Source organism: Microcoleus sp. CAWBG27, assembly GCF_020883145.1.
Taxonomy (GTDB): Bacteria; Cyanobacteriota; Cyanobacteriia; order Cyanobacteriales; family Microcoleaceae; genus Microcoleus.
Genome location: NZ_JAHREU010000035.1, coordinates 18,395 through 39,122, shown reverse-complemented (window position 1 = coordinate 39,122; position 20,728 = coordinate 18,395). Strand labels below are relative to the sequence as shown.

The following is a 20,728-nucleotide window of genomic DNA, read 5'->3' as shown; positions in this document are numbered from 1 at the left end:
TACGAACCTCTATTATGGGTTTGTAGTGAGGACTTTAGTCCGCATTTGGAGAGGACTAAAGTCCTGACTACGAACCTCTATTATGGGTTTGTAGTGAGGACTTTAGTCCGCATTTGGAGAGGACTAACTGGTTTGTAGTGAGGACTTTAGTCCGCATTTGGAGAGGACTAAAGTCCTGACTACGAACCTCTATTATGGGTTTGTAGTGAGGACTTTAGTCCGCATTTGGAGAGGACTAAAGTCCTGACTACGAACCTCTATTATGGGTTTGTAGTGAGGACTTTAGTCCGCATTTGGAGAGGACTAAAGTCCTGACTACGAACCTCTATTATGGCTTTGTAGTGAGGACTTTAGTCCGCATTTGGAGAGGACTAAAGTCCTGACTGCGAACCTCTATTATGGCTTTGTAGTGAGGACTTTAGTCCGCATTTGGAGAGGACTAAAGTCCTCACTACGAACCTCTATTATGGGTTTGTAGTGATAACTTTGTTCCGCATTTGGAGAGGACTAAAGTCCTCACTACGAACCTAGAAAATAAAAAAGCACCTTAAAAAAAGTGCTTTTATCAACATGAAGTTTGATTGTCTGACCAAACTTTTACAAATGATTCCGGGGAGTACGGGCGCCGGCAGATGCTCCAGCCATTGAAGCAACCAAACCCAATAACGAGCCGAACAAAAATGACCAACCAGCTTTCGCGGCATTTTCAGCAATATTGCGAGCATCCTGAGCAGAAACGCTAGGCGCTTGGTTGGGGAGATTCACATTACCTTGCTGCGCTTGATTAATCGCTGCTCCGGCATTCGCTGCTACTACGCCAAAAGTCCCGGCTACGCCATTTGCTAACAGCCAAGAGCCAATTGTTAAGGTAGTTGCCCACAAAATTGCCCCGTTCAAAAGCGCGGTGCTGCGGTTCATCGGGCCGCAAGCGCGTGCAGTTACCCAACCGCCAACGCCCAAGCTGATTAATAAACTGATAATTGACCAAATTCCTACTCCGGTACCCACGCTGCCGGCTATACTGCGGGGAGCTCCTGAATTAGCAATGTTGCTCAAACCGATCGCAGCACCCAATGCACTTAACACCAGTTGTGTGCCGATTGCAATTACCAAACCTGAAAAAATTGGGCCCCACCGCACTAAATCGTGATATTCCATGACCGGCTTAACTAGAGTCTGCTCGGTAACAACGTTGTCTACTGGTCTATTTACGTATGCCATAGCTATTGCTTTCCTTTGAGAGTTGGTTTTATTTTTAACAATCTTTCACCTAAGCATTGATTGTGGCTGAGATTGATAGAAACCATATCTGCCTGGGGAAATAACCAGTATCTATGTCTGAAGAAATAAAGTAAAAAGTCATCAGCTTTGGGCCAGCAGCTATTAGCTAATAACTGATGACTGATGGCTGACAACCAATAACTATTTTATCCAGTTAAAGAACTTCGCTGATGTATATAGGAAAGGCGGCTTAACGCAATCTGACAGCCGTCCCAACGGCAGTAATCAACAGCAAAGCCCCCGAAGAGTCTACATTAATCGTGCCGGTGTCAACTTCGACCCCGATAACGGCATTAGCACCCAGGCGCTGGGCCCGTTTTTCGAGTTCCGCGAGGGCATCTCGCTGTCCTTTGAGAAACACTTCCTCGTAACTGCCGGTGCGCCCGCCGATGATGTCGCGAATCCCCGCGAAAAAATCTCGCAGGGCGTTGGTGCCGTAGACAACCTCGGCAGTTACAATTCCCAAGTAAGATTGAATTTCTGCTCCTTGGATGATATCAGTTGTTGTTACAATCATCAGTTGGCCTCAAGTGCGAAAATTTTGAGTTGGTCGATTTCTGTAGGTTTACTACATCTCCCCGCTCAAAGATTCCAGGCAAACCCTAAGCTGTAAGCTTGTTAAGCTGACAGCAATTCGCTCTTTTAATCCACACACTCTTTGAAAAAAATGGCCGTCCACAAACAAAGTCTCTTGGTATTCAGTACACTTTTGGTAGCGGGATTCGCGATCGCAACGCCGCAGATAGCGCTCTCAGCAGACACACCAGAGGAAGTTCAACCTAAAAATAATGCAAATTTAGATAGTCTGCTGCGACAAGGACGCGAGTTGGTAGATTTAGGAGACTACAGCAAGGCGATCGCCATTTATCAACAAGCAGCCCGTTTAGATGCGGAAAACCCGCGCATTTTTTCCGGTATTGCTTATTTACAAGCGCGTCAGGGAAACTATCAAGCCTCAGTGGAATTTTACCAACAGGCGATCGGTCTGGAACCGAAAAATGCTGACTTTCAATACGCCTTAGGATATGCTATGGCGAACCTGCAAAACTATCCCGCAGCAGCAGCAGCTTACCGTCGCGCCGCCCAGCTCGATCGCAAAAATGTCAACGCCCGAATTGGACTCGGAGTGGTGCTGTTTCAGCAAAAAGATTACAGCGGTGCATTTAAAGCATACCAAGAGGCGATCGCCCTCGATCCGAAAAGTTGGCAAGCTTATTCTTCATTGGGTTTAGTATTGATCCAGCAGGGAAACTTTGCCAGTGCTGTCACCGTACTCAAACAAGCAGCCAAACTCGCTCCCAAACAAGCCAGCATTCAGTTAAAATTAGGTACTGCTTTGCTGCGTAGCGGCAACACTTCCGAAGGGCTAGCAGCTTTTGAAGAAGCGTCAAAACTAGAGCCGCGGAATCCCGAAGTACAGTTAGAAATTGGCGAACTTCTCAGATCTCAAAACGACTTAGAAGGAGCGATTTTAGCTTATAAGCGAGCGATTGACGTGCGACCGAATCTAGTGAGCGCATACGTGGCAATCGGAGAAATTCAACTAGAAAAACAAGATTTTTCAGGAGCAATTATCACTTTTCGGCGAGTGATCCAGCTCGATCCAGCCCGAGGAGAAGCTTATTACAACATGGGTCAAGCATTCAAAGCGCGCGATCGCAAATCCGACGCAATTCAAGCTTTTCAACAAGCCCTAGACACTTACCGCCAGCAAGGCAACAATGATGGCGCACAAAAAGCCGAGGCGGCGCTTAATGAACTGAAGTAATTAGTCAGTTGATAGTTGATAGTTGATAGTGTTTCTGATGGGTCAGAATCAACAATCCCCGATCGCGCGATACTCAGAAACCGGGTTTCTTCGGAAAATCTCGTGAAGAGGCGTAAATTCTCAGAGAAACCCGGTTTCTTGGACGCTTGCGCGTGGAACTCAGAAACCGGGTTTCTTGGATGCGCGTAGGTTCTTTCTATTCTTCAAAGGTTAAATGCTGGATTAATTTATCGCTAGTTAAATCTTCTAAAAAGTAACGATAAGCATCTGCTGACTGAAATTGCGATCGCACTCGATCTATTTTAGGCAAACTACCCTGGCGCAAATCAATATATAGCCTTTCTCAAAAAGATGAAGTATGGCTGAAAGCTTACATAACCGCTGAAATCAAGAGGGCTCTCTTCCCAACAACGTCCGCGAATCTTTGTGAAAACCGCTATATTCTTGATAGCTAGAAAACTCCCAATCCTCGGCTTTTTTAACTATATTAGCACAAACTGGATTTAAGTGAATATAACGAGTTAGGTGTAATAAATACTCTTCTGTATCTACATGAAACATGAAACATGAACAATATCTGTTTGTCTATCAATATTCACCGCGCCACTCCTCTCGCCCCTACGCAGAATCATCGCATCAGAGCAAGAAGTCTGTTAATGCCATTCAAAAGTAACGAAAAATACAAAGGGACAAAATCCTACTCGCTGCCATTTGTAACTTTTAGGCTGTCTGGCAGTTGTGGCATTTCCTCATACTACCAGACAGGATAGAATGCTCGTTATTAGTGAGCGATGTAGGTAGGCAGAAAGTGAAGTATGTCGCGCAGAACGCTATATCCAGCCATGTCCCAAAGCAAATAAGCTAAGAAACCGATCATCGCTAAGCGACCGTTCCAAAGTTCTGCTTGTGGGTTTAAGCCAAACAAAAAGGCGTTCCGATCTTTGCCGTTGTAGGCATTAGCGGTAGGAGGTAAGTTAGTAGGACGAGTTTCCATGTTTTTACATTCCTTAACAATGTTTCGCCTATCATGGTAGCGACCTAATTTCTAGTTTGCTATCTGTCCATAGGTGCAAAATACATACAAGTCTAAAGGAGGATTTTGAGACCAAAATGACGTGTTAAATTTTGTTAAAAACCATTTTTTCAGCGATCGCCTGTATCGGTAGATAGTGACGTACCCGACATTGATGCTATGCATACAGTGCGGGCTTCCCGTTTCATCCGCCGTTGCCTCTACTATCCGAAGATAGTGTTGGTCTTACACCGCATCCAGAGGTTTTAGTCAATGCTTGAATCAATCAACACATTGCTACTGACTCTTTCACTATCCCGTGATAGTGACCGGGCAGACTCCCTGCGTCCCAAGGAGTTTAAGTTCTACTCGCACAACACACCATGGATTTACGGCAATTGCCAACCAGCTAGGCGTATTCCTTCCCCGAACTCTGGTCTTGCTGTGGCAAGCGTTTGACCGCTACTGTAGCCTGTCTGTTCGAGCAGTCGGGCGGGTCAACGACCATTGACAATATAGCGTGAAAACAATTCTCTGAGGGCATTTCAAGGTTTTCGACAATCCAGGAGGTTAACTGACTGTTTCCTCTATCTCCTGCGAGTCTGTTGGGCAACGCCCAATTCGTTCAGGGAGCGTCGTCAACAGCCCTGCTCTCATCCCGACGCTCATCTTTCAGATAGAGCGCGGGGCTTCCCGCGAGATAGCTAAAGACAACTGCAAGTTGAGATGGCTGCTGTGAAAAGCTTGCGAAGCCCGGCTGCGACAAACAACGGCCGTTGTGACTCGACAATACTGAAGCCGCGAGAAGCTACAGGAAAAAAAAGTGAGCCAATTTCAACCGCCAAACAGAACACGATCGCCCTTGAGTTAACTAAAATAGGAAATAGACAGAGCGCGAGGGAGAAACAGTTATCGAAACCATCTACGGCAATCTTCAGGGTCTCAAATCCAGCCAACTCAAACAACTCGAAAAGCTTTACCACCAGCGACTACCGGGCGATCGCATCACCACGGCAGAATTCGCACAGCGCGTCGCCGCCATCAGCACCGAAATCGACAAGCCAATCTGCACCTACATCAACCGTCGCGGACAAGTAATTCGCGTCGGCGTCGGTACGCCCCGCCAAACGCAGATTGCGCCCCTAGAATTGCCCCGCTACGGGGGAGGCCGCCTCAGTGGCATTCGCTGCATCGCCACCCACTTGAAGCCCGAAATCCCTAGCGAAGCAGCCATCACCGCCATGGCAATTCAGCGCCTCGACGCCCTGGTTTGGCTGACTCTGAGCGGCGGAGGATTTCAGCGCCGCGGCGGCGGTGCGACCGGTTACATCCAAGACACTTATCTGGTTCACCTCATACCCCAGGGAGACCGACCAAATTTTGAGTTCTCTGTGTTGAGCGCTAAGTTAGAACCAGCTTCAAGTAAAAGTGAGGAAATAGAAGAGCCTTTAATTCAAAACTCACCCATCAAAACTCAAAACTTTCCCTGGAAAATATCAGAACCGCTGAGTTTGGACGACCTCGCAGACCAAGACTTTCTGGAGTTGGTGGAAGGACTCGAAGCAGATTTTCAAGCAGAATTTGTCGCCAAACAAGTAGATGCAGACCAAGACAAAGTGCTACTGGTTGGTGTGATGACTCAGCACATGACTCTGCTGGATTTTGAGGACGGACTCGCAGAAATCACGCGGCTGGTGGAAAGCGCCGGAGGTCAGGTATTGCAAACAGTGCGTCAAAAGCGATCGAACCCCCACCCGCAGACAGTCGTCGGCGAAGGCAAAATTCAAGAAATTTCCCTCACCGCTCAAACGATTAGCGCTAACCTCGTGGTATTCGATCGCGACTTGTCCCCCGCACAAATACGCAACTTGGAAATTCAGATTGGTATTCGTGTCGTCGATCGCACCGAGGTAATTCTCGATATCTTCGCCCAAAGAGCGCGATCGAGCGAAGGTAAATTGCAAGTAGAACTCGCTCAACTACAGTACAACCTGCCCCGCCTCACAGGTCGCGGTCAAGCACTGTCGAGACAGGGCGGCGGCATCGGTACCAGAGGCCCGGGGGAAACTAAACTCGAAACCGAACGGCGGACGATCGCCAAACGCATTTCTCGATTGCAGCAAGAAGTCAACCAACTCCTAGCCCACCGCTTCCGGCTGCGGCAGAACCGCCACCACCATGACGTACCCTCAGTGGCGATCGTCGGCTATACCAATGCAGGCAAATCGACTCTGCTCAACCTGCTCACAAATTCCGAGGTATACGCAGCCGACCAATTATTTGCTACCCTCGACCCCACCACCCGAAAACTGACGATTCCTGGTGCGCTCACCGGCGAACCGCTGTCGCTCGTCCTCACAGATACAGTGGGATTTATTCGCGAATTGCCCCTCTCATTGATCGACGCTTTTCGGGCTACCCTCGAAGAAGTTACAGATGCCGATGCTTTGCTGCACCTTGTCGATCTTTCGCATCCCGCGTGGCAGAGCCAAATTCGCTCCGTCATGAATATTTTGACAGATATGCCCGTAACTCCCGGGCCTGCCCTTGTAGTATTTAACAAAATCGATGCCGTAGATGGAGATACTCTTGCTCTCGCCCGAGAAGAGTTTCCTCAAGCCGTATTTATTTCGGCGGCCAAAGGTCTAGGCATGGAAAGCCTCCGCGATCGACTAGCCCAGCTCATTCAATACGCCCTCTACCCTCGGTAAATACTTAAATATTCCTTTTCAGTAGTTGACATTCGGGAATACACGTACATATACTGAGGACAGATCTCGTCGAAGCATGAGACTATAAAAGAATAGTCAGATTGTGGATTGCTAATTAGAATACATCAGAGCCACTTTGCGATCGGTTACATACTTAACTTCAGGAGGCGGCGCTCAAGGTTGATTAACAGTAAGACTTTTTCGGACATTTGCACGGACGATCGCTTACATTTGTCATAGGTCTTCGTATCATATAGAATGAATTTACCCACTCAGATGTAGGTGAAAAACCTTGGTAGTACGCAACCGCTATATCAATAAGTTGCCTCTACAGTATCAAAGCAAATAATCAGATTGGCTAATAGCGCTAAGCGATAACCAAGCTGAACGCAAGAATATAAGTGCTTGTAAAAATTTTTACGGGCATGGGTTGATACGCGCAAGGTTCGAGATCCGATCTCAACTTATGTATTTGTTAGCAAATGTGAGCAAAAAAGTATCGGTAAAAACTCTCTTTTAATAGCTGTAAGGGCTCTTGGCTCAGAGGTTGCCAGACGGTGCAAACCACCCTAGGCGACTAGGGTCAAATAAAATAAGACGACCAAAGTGTTTGGGCGATCGCCTCAAGCGCTATACTATCTATTACAGGCGTCCGGGAGAGAAAACATCAATTTATGGTAAGAACTCTAAAATCTATGCCCGCCGTGCAGCGCTAATCTCTAGCACTACTTCTATTCTCCGATTTTACCACTGTTTAACTAAATAGTTATGTGTACGCCACTGGCAAAACTAGCAATTGGACTCTCTGCCACAATGGCAACAGGGTTCTACTATCTAGCTGCCGCCCCTCCGGCTTCAGCAGCAGTCGATGTGTGCGGGCCCGGAAACTATTCAAGTGCCTGCGTCCCTGATAATTCCCTCAGCCCTCAATCACCAACACCCGTACCAGTCGAAGTACCGACATCACCAGCACCCGTGCGAGACGCGGTACCGGAAGCGCTGGTAGATCCAGCACCAGCACCGATACCGATCGTACAACCTGTAGTGCCGGAAGTGCCGGTAGTCCAATCACCAAGCCCCATAATAGTAGAGTCCGCAGTACCGGAACCACCGGTAGCCTCACCACCACCATCAACCCCGATACCGATATTACCCACGCCGGTCATACCACCGGTCATACCACCGGTATCACCATCACCATCGCCAGTTCCGCCGATACCGGTGCCATCGCCGAGATTGCCAAACTACATAAACCCCCCCGTCATTAGGAGAACAACTATCCCAGAACCGGGTACTGTGGTAGCACTCCTGCTGACAGGCGCAGGAATCATGTGTTCCGCCAGAAAACGAAACAAGCAGGTCGGTCAGCAACGGTAAGCAGGCCCAAGCTGCTGCTTGTTTTCAACATCTCTCCGTTTCTTGAAGCGCGAGTGTTTTTTTGTTTTTAGGTGAAATCATAAAAAATGTATAGATAATTACTTTACAGCTTGCAGGGTACACTTGGAGCAGAAGGAAGAAGAGTTTAGCGATCGAACGCCGTGAAGTCAAAAGCAAGAGATCGCATCGGGAAAGTACAATGCGAGAACTTCGTAACCGTCGGGCGCGGCTGCTATATATAAAAATTAAAATAAGATTAGTTAAGATTACAATAAAAAATATTGTTATTGTGTGAGCGTCCGATGACACCTAAAGTAGAAATTTACACGTGGAGAACCTGCCCCTTTTGCATTCGTGCTAAAGCACTGCTGAAGCAAAAAGGGGTTGAATTTACAGAGTACGCGATCGATGGAGACGCAGCAGCACGCGATCGCATGACCGATAGAGCCAACGGAGGCCGCACCCTGCCCCAGATCTTCATTAACGACCAACACGTAGGCGGCTGCGACGATATCCACGCACTCGAGGCTCGAGGACTCCTAGATCCGCTCTTAGCAGAATAAAGTATTTGTCCTTGAATCTTCTATTTTGCCAGATTTTTCTACGACCATTTTTAAATTGTCACTCACCATGAAATTTGCATTCATCATCGATCCGCTCGATCGACTAATTCCAGGACATGATACCAGCGTAGCGCTGATGGAGGCAGCTCAAGAATTGGGTCACGAAGTGTGGGCGACTCAAGCCAACGAATTAAGCATCATTGGCGGCAAAACCTGGGCAATGTTGACTAGAGTAGCCCTCACCCCAGTCAAACAAGTAGAAGGGCGCTGGGAGGCGGCTGAGGCTTGGTATCAGGTGGAACAGCCTGCATTGGGCCCACTCGAAGCAATGGACGCAGTATTTATGCGTACCGATCCCCCAGTCAACGTTCCCTACCTCTACACGACTTATCTTCTAGACGGCATCGATCCCGCTAAAACTTTGGTAGTTAACAGTCCCAAAGGATTGCGAGCAGCTAATGAAAAGATGTATGCTTTGCAATTTGAAGGAGCGATCCCAGAAACAATTGTTTCTCAAAACAAGCAGGTAATTCGGCAATTTGTGGAGAAAAAGGGAGCGGCAGTTCTTAAACCATTGGGAGGCAAAGCTGGCGAGGGGATTTTGTTCTTGGAACCGGGCGATCGCAATCTCAACTCCATGGTTGAAATTAGCACTCAACAAGGCAAAATTCCAGTGATGGTGCAGACTTATCTGCCCGAAGCAAAAGACGGAGATAAACGCATCATCCTCTTGAACGGCAAGCCCATCGGCGCAGTCAATCGCATTCCCACCGGCAATGAATTTCGAGGCAACATGGCTGTCGGCGGCCGAGTCGCAAAAACAGAAATTACCGATCGCGAACATCAAATTTGCGCTCAGTTAGCACCCGTGCTGCAACGAGACGGACTGTACTTTGTCGGCATTGACATCATTGGTGGTTATCTCACCGAAGTTAATGTTACTAGCCCTACGGGAATCAGAGAAATCGATTTGTTTGATGAGGTGAGTTTGGGCAAACAAGTCATTGAATGGACTGTCTCGCAGCTAGGCACTAGAACCTAAAATCTCATAACGCAGAATTACTCATCTGTCAAATATTTTTTCTGAGAAATAACAAAAAAAAAATCGCCTTTTTTTTCGGGTAAAAAGCTTGACTTCCACCTTTTGGAGAGGTATTATTTAATAATGGGAGTGGTGACAAAATTTAAATTTAAGTCACCACTCCCATTATTAAATAAATATATCCCGATAATCCAGAAAAATCAATAGGTAATAGTTACTTTTTTAGGACAAATTTTTTAACAAAATCACAAAAAACTCCGTGTATTCAACAGTATTGTCAGAAGTTCATTGAGAAGTTCATAAATAGACCAGCTTGCCTGCCAGCAGACAACATTGCACTCCGAAGCTTTCCTATCTTAAAATGATCTGCGTTCAATACTTCGGACAGTTTTAGATCTAATCTAGTATCTCAAACCCTTGATGGCTATAGGGATGACTATTTTTTCAATCTTTAAGTCTAGCCCGCTCGTTTCAAAAAACCATTAAAAATGCCAGGGCTTACGCTGTAACGCTTACAGAGTCGTTAAAAAACTGTCCGAAGTATTGTGCGTTAATCTGCCTTCAATCTGCGGTTGATATCTCAATCAAAGACTGAATCCCCAATCCCAATCCCAATCCCCAATAATTAAATCATGTCAAAAATTGGCGTTGCAGTAGTCGGTACAGGTTTCGGTCAAAAAGTGCACCTGCCCGGATTCGAGACCCACCACCGGACAGAGGTTGTGGCTGTCTATCACCGAAATTTAGATAAAGCTCAGGCGATCGCCACCGCCCACAACATCCCCTACGCTTGCAACTCGATCGCAGATATAGTAGCGATCCCACAAGTAGCGGGCGTCAGCATTTCCACGCCGCCATTTTTGCATTTTGAAATGGCAAAAACAGTCCTAGAAGCAGGCAAACATTTATTATTAGAAAAACCGACAGCCCTGACAGCTAATGAAGCTAGGGAACTTTACCGATTAGCAAACAGCGAATCTCAAACCCAAGCAATTGCCACCATGGACTTTGAGTTTAGGTTCATTCCCGCATGGCAAATGCTAGCAGAATTATTAGCAGCAGGATATGTAGGAGAAAAGCGTTTAATTAAAATTGATTGGTTGGTGCCCGGCCGCGCTGATGCGACTCGCCCTTGGAATTGGTACGCACAAAAAGAGCGAGGCGGCGGAGTTTTGGGCGCGACAGGTTCCCACGTTTTTGATTATATTAGCTGGCTGTTCGGCCCCGTGCAGAGGCTTTCAGGGCAATTGATTACAGGAATTTCGGCGCGGCCGGATCCGAACGATTCGGGAAATTTAAAACCTGTTGATGCCGATGATTCTTGCACGTTGATGTTGGAATTGGCTGGGGGAACGCCTTGTCAAGTTTGTTTGAGTTCAGTTACTTATCAAGGGCGGGGACATTGGGTCGAAATTTACGGCAGTAAGGGTACTTTGGTGTTGGGAAGCGACAATCAGCAGGATTACGTCCACGGATTTCGCTTGTGGGGTTCCCAAGCTGGAGAACCTTTAGCTGAAATTAAGATTCCTCAGAGATTGGAGTTTCCTCAAGTTTATCCAGACGGGAGAATTGCACCGTTTATTCGAGTAGTAGACAGGTGGGTTGAAGCAATTGATGGGGGGAAATCTTTGATACCGTCGCTCAAAGAAGGGGTTTACTCGCAGTTGTTGATGGATTTGACCCAGGAGTCAAATGCTACGGGAACTTGGGTGGATGTACCGAATTTAGAGAAATTTTTGGGCGGTAGATAAGATTAAAAATTTACCAGAAAGAATTGGTTTAAAGTCGGAGCCCTTGTAGGGAGAAATTAAAAGAAGGCTATTCATTACTCCAATTCTCGGACTTCCAGCTAGAGGTAGCCCTCCGAAGTCAACTGTCAACTGTCAACTAAATGAAAAAGCAATCTCTCGTACTCGATCGCACCCCAAACCCGATAAACTACTAATAGAGAAACTCAATCGATCCCTTTATCCAGATTCGGTAGTTGTGAATGGCGCGCCCTGAAAGTCCTTGCCTCAGTATAGCGATCGCTCGCCTGAGAACCGCTGGGGCAAACCATTTTGCCACTTGGGTTCTACAAGCTCCCTATCCCAGTGGGTACGTTCACCACGACTGTATGTGGCCGCTGGCCCTGTCCCAATCTTGGAAAGCTTGGCAGGAAATGTTTTCCCCGTCAGGGACAATTCACGAATTGCCCCTAAATCCTGATGGCAGTTTCGTCTCCCCGGAAAACAACCAAAATCTACTGGCAGAAACTGAAAAACGAACTGCTCAATCTCTACAAATCCCTCCAATTATGCCCTCTGTGCCGCTCCACCTCAGTCAAGGGAGGTTGGTGGAGAGGGGCGAGCAGAATCCGCCACCGCCACCTCCTAGCTACAGCAGTCGCCTGATGCAGCATTTGGGGATCGATCTTTGGCAGTGGCTGTTTGAAGGGCCGATTCAGGGCAGTCTCCAGGAAAGTAAAGGTATCGCGATCGGGCAAAATCTACCCCTGCGAGTCCGCATAGACTTGCGCGAACCGTATTTGATTGCCCTACCTTGGGAAATTATGCAACCTCAAGCCGGTCAACCGGCCATTTCTCTGTCGCAGCAACTGCTTTTCAGCCGCACTACCAGCAATGTTGAGCCTTTACCGCCCCTGCATCCTGCCGATTCCCTCAACATTTTGCTGGTTTTGGGACAAGCAGAACCCGGCCGCAGTGCTAATTCTGAATTTTCTAGGGGCAATAATCGTCATTTGCAGTTGGAAGCAGAAGCAGTCGCCCTAGCCGGAGTTCTCGAAAGTGCTTTTCAAACCAACGACAGCGGTAAATATTTCGATATCAGTGTTTCGACTCGCGTCGATACTCTGATCGAACCTACTCCGGCGGAACTAATTTCTCGGCTGGAAACGCAAGCTTATAACATTCTGTTTTACGCCGGCCACGGGATACCTGGGCCTGACGGTGGCTTGCTGTTTTTGGGGCCGGACACGGCGATTAACGGTACTGAATTGGCTCAGGTTTTGGTTCGATGCCGGGTGACGCTGGCGGTGTTTAATGCCTGCTGGGGAGCTCAGCCGGCGGTGGAGAGGCTGCATTCAAATAACGGCCAGCAACAGGCGATCGCCCGCAGCAGTTTGGCTGAGGTGCTGATCCATCACGGGGTGCCGGCGGTGTTGGGGATGCGGGACTCGATCGCCGATCGCGAAGCCCTGAGTTTTATCCAAACTTTTGCCCAAGCTTTGGCCGGACGAATGTCGATCGATCGCGCCGTCGCCATCGCCAGACAGCAGCTACTGACACTGTACAAGTTCAATCAACCGGCTTGGACTTTGCCCGTACTGTATATGCACCCAGAGTTTGACGGTCAACTGACTGAACCGGTAGATGACCTGAAAACTGAACTCCCTTTGAATTCTTCTACTTGGCTGGGACGTTTGCCGTCTTGTGCTTACTTGCGGGGGCGCGATCGACCAAATGTCAAATCTAGCGAATCTGGCAATCAGGTTTGGCCCATTACCGCTGGTATGGTTCGAGTCGGACGCTGGGAAGAAAACGACGTAGTGATTCGAGAACAATGGGTTTCTCAAAAACACGCGGAGATTTTCTGCCGCAACAGCATCGGCGATCGCGGGGGCGAACCTAGCTACTTCCTGCGCGATTTTTCCCGCTACGGGACTCTAGTTTTGGGTACAGACGGATGGGTGAGAGTTCACCACCAAGAACTGCTGCTGCAATCGGGTACTCAGCTAAAATTTGGCAGTTCTCAAGGTCAGATTTTTGAATTCACTATTGAGGTTCCAAAAACTTCGGGCTACAGTGAGACTGATTGCGGAACTAATTAAGGTGCGGGTGTAGCTAATGAAGGCAATCGGCGATCGGGACACCAAAGTTCTCGACGCCCGTGTCTCAAGTCTGAAGTTAAAACAGTTACTCACCACTGGCAACTAGCACTTGGCAGAGTCCACCTTCTGTATTTTACTTGAACTACTTAGGTATTACATCATGGCTACCCAATCTCCTGATTCTCAATATTTTCGCGACTCACAAACTCAGGCGCAGATGGAACTTCTCACCACAATAGTTCAGACTGATGTTGCTTATCCTTGGAATCCTGCACAGCTTGAATCAGAATCTTATTTAACCGATCTAGAGCAAGAATTTGCCCTGTTTGATTCCTTCAGCGACAGCGATATAGCGGAGAAGTCGCAAGTTTTATTCGGACAACTAGAACAAATTTGGCTGGCGACTTCTCTACAAAAATCTTTGCGCGAAAAATTTGCTCGGGTTCCTCAAGATTTTCTAGCCTGCATCGCTCAAAGCGTCCAAAACGCAACTGTTAAGTATCAATCTTTAGCTGACCAAATGGTTGAGTGCGTGTTAGATATTTTGCCTCAGTGGGCTGAGGAAGATTTGCAGGTGTTGGCGCGTCCTTTGGCTTATGCGATGCGAGAGGCTGATTCGTCCGCAGTGGAAGTGGTGATGGAGACTAGAAGACCTTGGGCCCAATTGTCGGAAATAGAACAGGCGAGAGTTGGTTTGGCTGTCGCCCGCTATGCAATCTCGCAATTAGAAATTTCTGATTAGTTTTTGACGGCTAGTTTTTTATTCTGCGATCGCGGTAATTTTAAAAATTAATATAAAATCAATCTACCTTTAGTTAGATGTCACATTCGTCTAATTATTAGCCCCTAGGGATTGCTATCTCAAACGATAGCAATCCTATTTGATTTGTAGACATGATATTTTTTGGTTGAAATAACTGCAAAAAGTCGAAGAATGCTGGCAGTAAACAGGAAAAACCATCAGAAATGGGGCAAAAAATTTGGTTTATAGGGCAATACGGTTGACTTAAGAAGGATCTGACTTGCAAAAAAATCCTGTACTGCCTATAAAATCGTCAGATGAACTTCCCCAAAAAGTGTTAAGTAAACCGTATTGGTTTATAGGGAGGCACGTTTGTAGTGTGAACTTTAGTCCGCAGAATTTTATGAGCACGTGCATTCCGAAGATCGAACCAGGTTTGTAGTGAGGACTTTAGTCCGCAGAATTTTATGAGCACTAGCATTCCCATCGAACCAGGTTTGTAGTTGTGCGATCGCACACAATCTCAACAAGCTGTTGCTATACTTGGCCTGGACTGGATATTGCTGAGTAGTTTGCCATCAGCAAGCCAGTGAACTATCATAAAATTGTCAGAATGTTAAAAAATGTAAATATCGTCAGTGGGGTGTGTCGGAATTTTCAACGGGATTAAAAAGTGAACAGCAGGAAACCTTGACAGTTGCAGATACGATCGGGAATTGCAAATTTTATGAGAAATTCAAGATGTGACCTTCAAGACTTGAAACGCCGCTTTTTTAGGTGGATTTCGCACGTACAGGTGGCAACGCTAGTCGTGTTGGGGGTAGTTGCTTTCGCAGGTGCGATCGCCGCAGCCTGGTTGAGCGGTGAAGGTACAGTCAGCGGTATTTTTGCCACAATCAATACTTGGCAGCAAAACCCGCCTGTATGGCTCCAAGTACCCGCCGCAAGCAAGATGTATTTGTTTGTACCGACTTTCGCCCTCGTCTCGGTTGCTTTAGCTGCGATGAAAATTTCGCCTCAACCACAGAAATGGTCGCGGGCTGTGGTAGTTGGCATAGTTTTGGCTTTAACCATTCGCTACGTTTTGTGGCGATCGCTAGTTACCCTAAATTTAAGCGATCCCCTCAACGGTATCTTTAGTTTGGGACTATTTTTCCTAGAAATGCTGATGGTTGTCAGCAGCAGCATTCAAATGTATTTAATGCTGAGAATGAAAGACAGGCATCGAGAAGCCGATCGCATGGCTGTTGCAGTTGCTGAGGGAAACTTTACTCCAACAGTAGATATTTTTATCCCAACTTACAACGAACCAATTTTTATTCTCCGGCGCACAGTCATCGGCTGTCAAGCTTTAGATTATCCTAACAAACAAGTATATTTGCTTGACGATACAAAGCGCCATGAAATCCAATTGTTAGCCAAAGAACTGGGATGCAAGTATATAACTAGACCAGATAACAGTCACGCCAAAGCTGGTAACATCAACCACGCCACAAGCCTAACAAATGGAGAACTCATTGTAGTTTTTGATGCCGACTTCATTCCCACTAAAAACTTTTTAACAAGAACAGTTGGCTTTTTTCAAAATCCAGAAATCGCCCTCGTGCAAACACCGCAAAGCTTTTACAACCACGATCCCATTGCCCGGAATTTAGGTTTAGAAAATGTGCTGGTGCCAGAAGAAGAAGTATTTTACAGGCAAATTGAAATCATCAAAGATAGTGCAGATAGCGTAGTTTGTGCTGGCACGTCTTTTGTAATGAGGCGCAGCGCGCTACAAACAGTGGGAGGCTTTGTCACAAATTCAATCTGCGAAGATTATTTTACCGGAATTCGGTTGTCAGCCACCGGGTATCGTTTAGTTTACTTAGATGAAAAATTGAGTGCTGGTTTGGCTGCTGAAAATATAGAAGCCCATCTAACTCAAAGATTGCGCTGGGCGCGAGGCACCCTTCAGGCATTTTTTATTGATTCCAATCCTTTAACGATTCGCGGCCTGAGATTCGTACAAAGGCTGTGTCACCTGGAAGGATTGCTGCACTGGTTTACCAGTTTAAGCAGGATTGTGTTTCTGTTGATGCCTTTAGCTTATGCGTTTCTTGGGGTACTTCCTTTGCGGACAAATGCGCGGGAATTAATCTACTTTTTCCTGCCTTACTATTTGGTGCAAGTTACTGTGTTTTCTTGGCTGAACCGCAAATCGCGATCGGCTTTGCTATCAGATGTTTACTCGTTCGTCCAGTGTATTCCTTTGGCGGTGACGGTGGTGAGTGCCATGCTCAATCCCTTTCAGAAAGGGTTTAAGGTGACGCCAAAAGGAATTGCGAGCGATCGCTTTAGTTTTAACTGGAATTTGGGATGGCCTTTGATTGTCTTGTTCGCAGCTACAGCATTCGGTTTGTTCCATAATTTAAGCATTCATTTAGTTAAACATACGGGCAGTTGGCAGGGAATACCAGCAAGTGCTGATTTGTTAAAAGGTGTGAGTGCGGGCTGGATTTGGAGCGTTTACAACCTGCTGATGCTGGGAATTGCGCTGCTAATCTTGGTGGATATTCCTAAGCCGGATATATACGAATGGTTCAATTTGCGGAGGGTGGTGCAGTTGAATGTGGGAGGTAAAAGTTTTTGGGGAATAACTACTGTAATTTCAGAAAGTGGCGCTGAAGTTGCTCTGACTGAACGGCCGAGTTTTGCGATCAAAGGTAAAGGGAGCAAACAGAGTTTTACCGCAGCAGAGATGTTACCCAAATATGCCGCTGAGACAAGTTTATCGCAGGGTAAAATCAGAGCGATCGCTCGCAGCGTAGCAGTCAAAGCGAAGATATCCGTAGCGCCGCCTGTGATGGAGTTGGACACCGAAGCTCGTTTTGATAACCATTTGATTGATTGCGACTCGGCGACTCTGGAAATTATGGAAGAGAAATGTTTGATTCCTGTGGCTAAGATTGAGTTGGTTAGCGATAAATCTCACTTGGAGTCGAGTTTTCGGGATGCAGCAGGGTGCAGTGTTGCGGAATTTCCGACTGTGCGAATTGCGTTCGATCGCCTAAACATGAGCCAACACCGCTGTTTGATCGAAATGCTGTACTGTCGCCCAGGGCAGTGGAAGCGCCAGGAAACGCCCGGAGAATGGCACTCGCTGTGGCTGTTGTTGAGAATTGCTTTCAAGCCGAGGGCTATTTTTGAGAGAAACAGGCCAGTTAGGGCGATCGCAGTTTCGCAAGTTTAGCCATATCTCGCTGTTAGATCCTGATTAAAATCTCACAGTATGAATATTGGGGTAACATGAAAGTTAGTTATTTTTCTCGAAATTACTCAATCCATGAAGCTCAACTCATTCTTGTTTTATAAAGCGGTTTTGGTGGCGAATTTGCTCCTAGCATCTGTCACCGCTTTAAGTGTTGGTGTTCAAGCCGAAACCAAAAACCCTCCTGAGAATTTTCGCTCTAAATGCAGTTTTTACGGACAGAATCAACGACAAGCACAAACAATAGGCTGCTCAGTGAAGCAGAATCCAAACAAAATTACAATTGTCTGGGATGATGGGTTCACAACTAATCTGGAGTTCTCAAAAGATGGTGTTTGGGAATCAATGCCATCTCGATCGAAAGCAGACATAACATTTTATGCAGGTAGTGGACAAGTATCTAGGGTTGAAATTAAGGAAGGCCCCGGTAAAGGTATTCTTGTTGTAAATCCTCTTTAAAATTAGGTTGAAAAACCCGGTTTTTCTCAAATATCGCGGATATATCCGGATAGATATTGATTCAAAAGCCGGGTTTTCACCTTGGTGTGTCAAGGACTGTTAGTATCAAACTCTCTCCTAAAATGATGGTGGCGGTTTTGGCGTCGGGGCGTAGGGTAAATTGGGGGTTTGCGGTGATGAAACTGGGAGATTTGGGCGGCTGCGGCCAGTCAGCCACCAAATACCTCCACCTACTAGGGCGATCGTAATTAACAGCGACAAAATGACCGCTGGAACTTTATTTTTTTGGGACATGACTTTAAAATTTTAGATTTCTGTCAATCTTATCTAGTAGAAATAATTCATTCACCCGATCGGTTACACCATTTCACTTACCCGAAACTGAGGGCAATTGTTCGCGAATCACTTCCCCTGTGCCAAAATCAGTAAACTGACGTATTTCCGGTTCATGGAATGCTAAAACAATATCTTCTTTAGGCACTCCCAATTCTACAAGTTGGTTCGCAATTCCGATTTCAGTACCGTCATGCTGAATCCAAATTTTTTCACCCTTGATGTCAAGATGTAGAATACAGCCAAAATCGCGTTTATTTCCACGCCAACCAACATACAGCAATTGATAATGATCTTGCTCGCTATCGAAAAGAGTTTGCACTTCATATTCTTGGGCGTTGTATTGTCTCGAAGCCCGCTCTCGCCGTTCTGAAAGTAGATGACGAATGTATTGCCGATATTGCTCTATAGCCATTGAACAATAGCCTCCTATTGTAACAGTTGACAGTTGACAGTTGACAGTTGACAGTTAACTGGACGTTAATGTTCCGATGCTAATAGATTTGGTATTACAACATTCCCAATAAAATGCAAATAGTTTACAAACCGGATATCGGCACAAATTCATAACCGTAACTGGTGCGATTTCCCGGTTTGACAATTACTAATTGAACTGCTCGATTGCGATCGCCCGAAGGTAGAAATCGAATCGGCCCCGATGCTCCTGTTGCCGAAAAATCTGACGCCGATAAAGCTTGTTGAATGCCTGTGCGAGTCGGATTGCGCCCTAAACCGACGATTAGCGCGATCGCCGCATCGTAAGCTAAAGCTGTGCGCCAACTGACTTCAGCATTCCAAAGTTGTTTCGAGGTTTGGGGAAAGTTTGACTGCGGATCTGCGAGAATGTGCCAAGGAACTGCCAACACCATATCTGTGGCTCCTGCGCCACCAATTTGCAGTGTTTTAGCACTATAAGCGCCGTCTCCTGCTAGTAATGGCAGCCGTTTGGCGTTGACTTGCACTACTTGCAAAGCTTGGTCGATAGTGGACGAATTGGACGCTAACATAATCACTTCTGCTCCCTGGGCGATCGCACTTTTAACGCTTTCGGCAGCATTAAAATTCCCCTTAGCAAAGTCAAATTCCGATACTATTTGTCCGCCATCTGCGTAAACAGCAGTAGTAAATTCATCTTTTAAAGATTTGCTGTAACTGCTGGCAGAATTAAAAAATATAGCAACTTTTTGCTTTTGCAATTTTGTCAGCATATAACGGGAAAGAGCATTCGCCGCAAATCGATCGCTCGGCACTGTCCGAAATATATTGCTACCAACTCCTGAAAGCTGCACAGAGGTACTTGTCGGAGATATTGCTACTAATTGATTTTGCTGGTAAATCTTGCTCGCTGCTAGGGTTGTGTCCGAACCAAAATGCCCGATTACTCCTAATATTTCTGAGTTATTTGCGATCGCACTGGCAATTTGCGAGGCAATCTCTGGGTTGTTGTCGTCGTTAGCAATTACCACTTTTAATGGAGTCCCGTTAATGCCGCCGTTTTGGTTGATTTCATTTTGAGCTTGAGCGACTCCCCGCAGAATTTCTTGAGCAGCATTGATATCGGTGCCAATGGGAACCGCTGCGGCAATTGTGTAGGATTTTTGGTTGCCGATACGGGCGTTGTTGAGGTAAATTAGTGCTTCGGGATCGTTGCGATTAGCTTGCAGCGAAGCTTCTAAGTCAGAAATAGCGGCGTTGTAGTTGCCAGAGGCGATCGCTTCTACTGCTGCTTGTTTCTTTGTGCTTGCTTTTTCTGAAATTAACAATTTTTTCCCCGCACTCAGACGCTGCTGAATTTGCTGCTCTGACTGCAATGAATTCCCGGTGGGAGAGTTGGAAAATGTCTGATTTTCGGGTGATGAACCTCCAGGAATGCCGCCGCGGCTTGTCAGCCACCAAATGCCTGCACCGGCTAGGGCGATCGTAATTAATAGCGATAATACTAAAACAGCGGTTTCGTTTTTTTGGGACATGGCTGCACAATTTTAGATTTTAGGTTTAGGAAGTAAGGAAGAAGGAAGTTCGGCAACGGATGCAAGTAACGGATGTAACGGATAGAAGTCCGATGGAAGTCGGAAGAAGGAAGAAAGAGGGAAGAAGGCTATAACAGTTATGGGATCGAGTAACAATAAGGAAGAGGGAAGAGGCAGGAGGGAGAAAAACCAATCTAATTATATTTTGACATTTTTTTTAATAATCTTAGATAGTCATAGAGGCACGGGTACCGAGCAACGGGGTTTGATGGACGAAAATACACTGGTTGCAGCCAGCCGAAATAGTAAAAAAACTAAGGTGATGAGGCCTTGTCCGTGCGATCGCCAACGGCTATGATTATTTAACCAGAATCGATCGAAAAATACCAAA

The 20,728-nt window shown here is 46.5% G+C and carries 16 protein-coding genes; 10 read left to right on the top strand and 6 right to left on the bottom strand.

Features of this window, described 5'->3' with window-relative positions; translation table 11 throughout:
* Positions 1-597: 597 nt before the first annotated feature.
* Together QZ938_RS19270 and QZ938_RS19265 are read right to left on the bottom strand one after the other, a co-directional pair.
* Positions 598-1,221: a hypothetical protein gene (locus tag QZ938_RS19270; RefSeq protein ID WP_293147917.1), complete on the bottom strand. Its 624-nt coding sequence runs from the start codon at positions 1,219-1,221 to the stop codon at positions 598-600.
* A 250-nt stretch (positions 1,222-1,471) separates the two neighbouring features.
* A complete protein-coding gene (locus QZ938_RS19265; RefSeq protein WP_172184303.1) occupies positions 1,472-1,798 on the bottom strand; it encodes a YbjQ family protein in 327 nt (108 codons plus the stop codon).
* A gap of 150 nt (positions 1,799-1,948) precedes the next feature.
* Between QZ938_RS19265 and QZ938_RS19260 the strand changes: the two genes are divergently transcribed.
* On the top strand, positions 1,949-3,049 hold the full coding sequence (locus QZ938_RS19260) for a tetratricopeptide repeat protein (protein WP_293147921.1): 1,101 nt from the start codon (positions 1,949-1,951) through the stop codon (positions 3,047-3,049).
* A 781-nt stretch (positions 3,050-3,830) separates the two neighbouring features.
* Here QZ938_RS19260 and QZ938_RS19255 read toward each other — a convergent pair.
* Positions 3,831-4,043, bottom strand: a complete 213-nt coding sequence (locus QZ938_RS19255; protein ID WP_293147923.1) for a chlorophyll a/b-binding protein — start codon at positions 4,041-4,043, stop codon at positions 3,831-3,833.
* Between the two features lie 1,082 nt (positions 4,044-5,125).
* On the opposite strand from QZ938_RS19255, the gene hflX reads away from it, so the two are divergent.
* The 9 genes from hflX to QZ938_RS19210 all read left to right on the top strand — a co-directional run bounded on the left by hflX (position 5,126) and on the right by QZ938_RS19210 (position 18,034).
* Positions 5,126-6,772 carry a GTPase HflX gene (gene hflX, locus QZ938_RS19250; protein ID WP_363318869.1) on the top strand — a complete coding sequence of 549 codons (1,647 nt, stop codon included), beginning with the start codon at positions 5,126-5,128 and terminating at the stop codon, positions 6,770-6,772.
* Positions 6,773-7,540: 768 nt separating this feature from the next.
* Positions 7,541-8,149 carry a PEP-CTERM sorting domain-containing protein gene (locus tag QZ938_RS19245; RefSeq protein WP_293147927.1) on the top strand — a complete coding sequence of 203 codons (609 nt, stop codon included), beginning with the start codon at positions 7,541-7,543 and terminating at the stop codon, positions 8,147-8,149.
* Positions 8,150-8,451: 302 nt separating this feature from the next.
* Positions 8,452-8,712, top strand: coding sequence for a glutaredoxin 3 (gene grxC, locus QZ938_RS19240; RefSeq protein WP_293147929.1), 261 nt, complete (start codon positions 8,452-8,454; stop codon positions 8,710-8,712).
* Positions 8,713-8,779: 67 nt separating this feature from the next.
* The gene (gene gshB / locus QZ938_RS19235) at positions 8,780-9,754 is read left to right on the top strand and encodes a glutathione synthase (protein ID WP_293352854.1); all 975 of its coding nucleotides are present in this window, start codon (positions 8,780-8,782) and stop codon (positions 9,752-9,754) included.
* 632 nt (positions 9,755-10,386) lie between these two features.
* Positions 10,387-11,505, top strand: coding sequence for a Gfo/Idh/MocA family oxidoreductase (locus QZ938_RS19230; RefSeq protein ID WP_293352852.1), 1,119 nt, complete (start codon positions 10,387-10,389; stop codon positions 11,503-11,505).
* 239 nt (positions 11,506-11,744) lie between these two features.
* Positions 11,745-13,583 carry a CHAT domain-containing protein gene (locus QZ938_RS19225; RefSeq protein ID WP_293352850.1) on the top strand — a complete coding sequence of 613 codons (1,839 nt, stop codon included), beginning with the start codon at positions 11,745-11,747 and terminating at the stop codon, positions 13,581-13,583.
* 160 nt (positions 13,584-13,743) lie between these two features.
* Positions 13,744-14,325 (top strand): hypothetical protein, encoded by a 582-nt coding sequence (locus QZ938_RS19220; protein WP_293147937.1) that lies wholly within the window; start codon positions 13,744-13,746, stop codon positions 14,323-14,325.
* A gap of 727 nt (positions 14,326-15,052) precedes the next feature.
* Entirely contained in the window at positions 15,053-17,557 is a 2,505-nt protein-coding gene (locus tag QZ938_RS19215; RefSeq protein ID WP_293352848.1) for a glycosyltransferase, read from the top strand.
* A 93-nt stretch (positions 17,558-17,650) separates the two neighbouring features.
* Complete coding sequence (locus tag QZ938_RS19210; RefSeq protein ID WP_293147941.1) at positions 17,651-18,034, top strand: hypothetical protein; 384 nt, start codon at positions 17,651-17,653, stop codon at positions 18,032-18,034.
* A gap of 117 nt (positions 18,035-18,151) precedes the next feature.
* Here the strand turns inward: QZ938_RS19210 and QZ938_RS19205 are convergent, their stop codons facing one another.
* The 3 genes from QZ938_RS19205 to QZ938_RS19195 all read right to left on the bottom strand — a co-directional run bounded on the left by QZ938_RS19205 (position 18,152) and on the right by QZ938_RS19195 (position 20,337).
* Complete coding sequence (locus QZ938_RS19205; RefSeq protein ID WP_293147943.1) at positions 18,152-18,328, bottom strand: hypothetical protein; 177 nt, start codon at positions 18,326-18,328, stop codon at positions 18,152-18,154.
* A 73-nt stretch (positions 18,329-18,401) separates the two neighbouring features.
* Positions 18,402-18,782: a XisI protein gene (locus QZ938_RS19200; RefSeq protein ID WP_293352846.1), complete on the bottom strand. Its 381-nt coding sequence runs from the start codon at positions 18,780-18,782 to the stop codon at positions 18,402-18,404.
* A 124-nt stretch (positions 18,783-18,906) separates the two neighbouring features.
* Positions 18,907-20,337: an ABC transporter substrate-binding protein gene (locus QZ938_RS19195; protein ID WP_293352844.1), complete on the bottom strand. Its 1,431-nt coding sequence runs from the start codon at positions 20,335-20,337 to the stop codon at positions 18,907-18,909.
* Between the last annotated feature and the right edge of the window lie 391 nt (positions 20,338-20,728).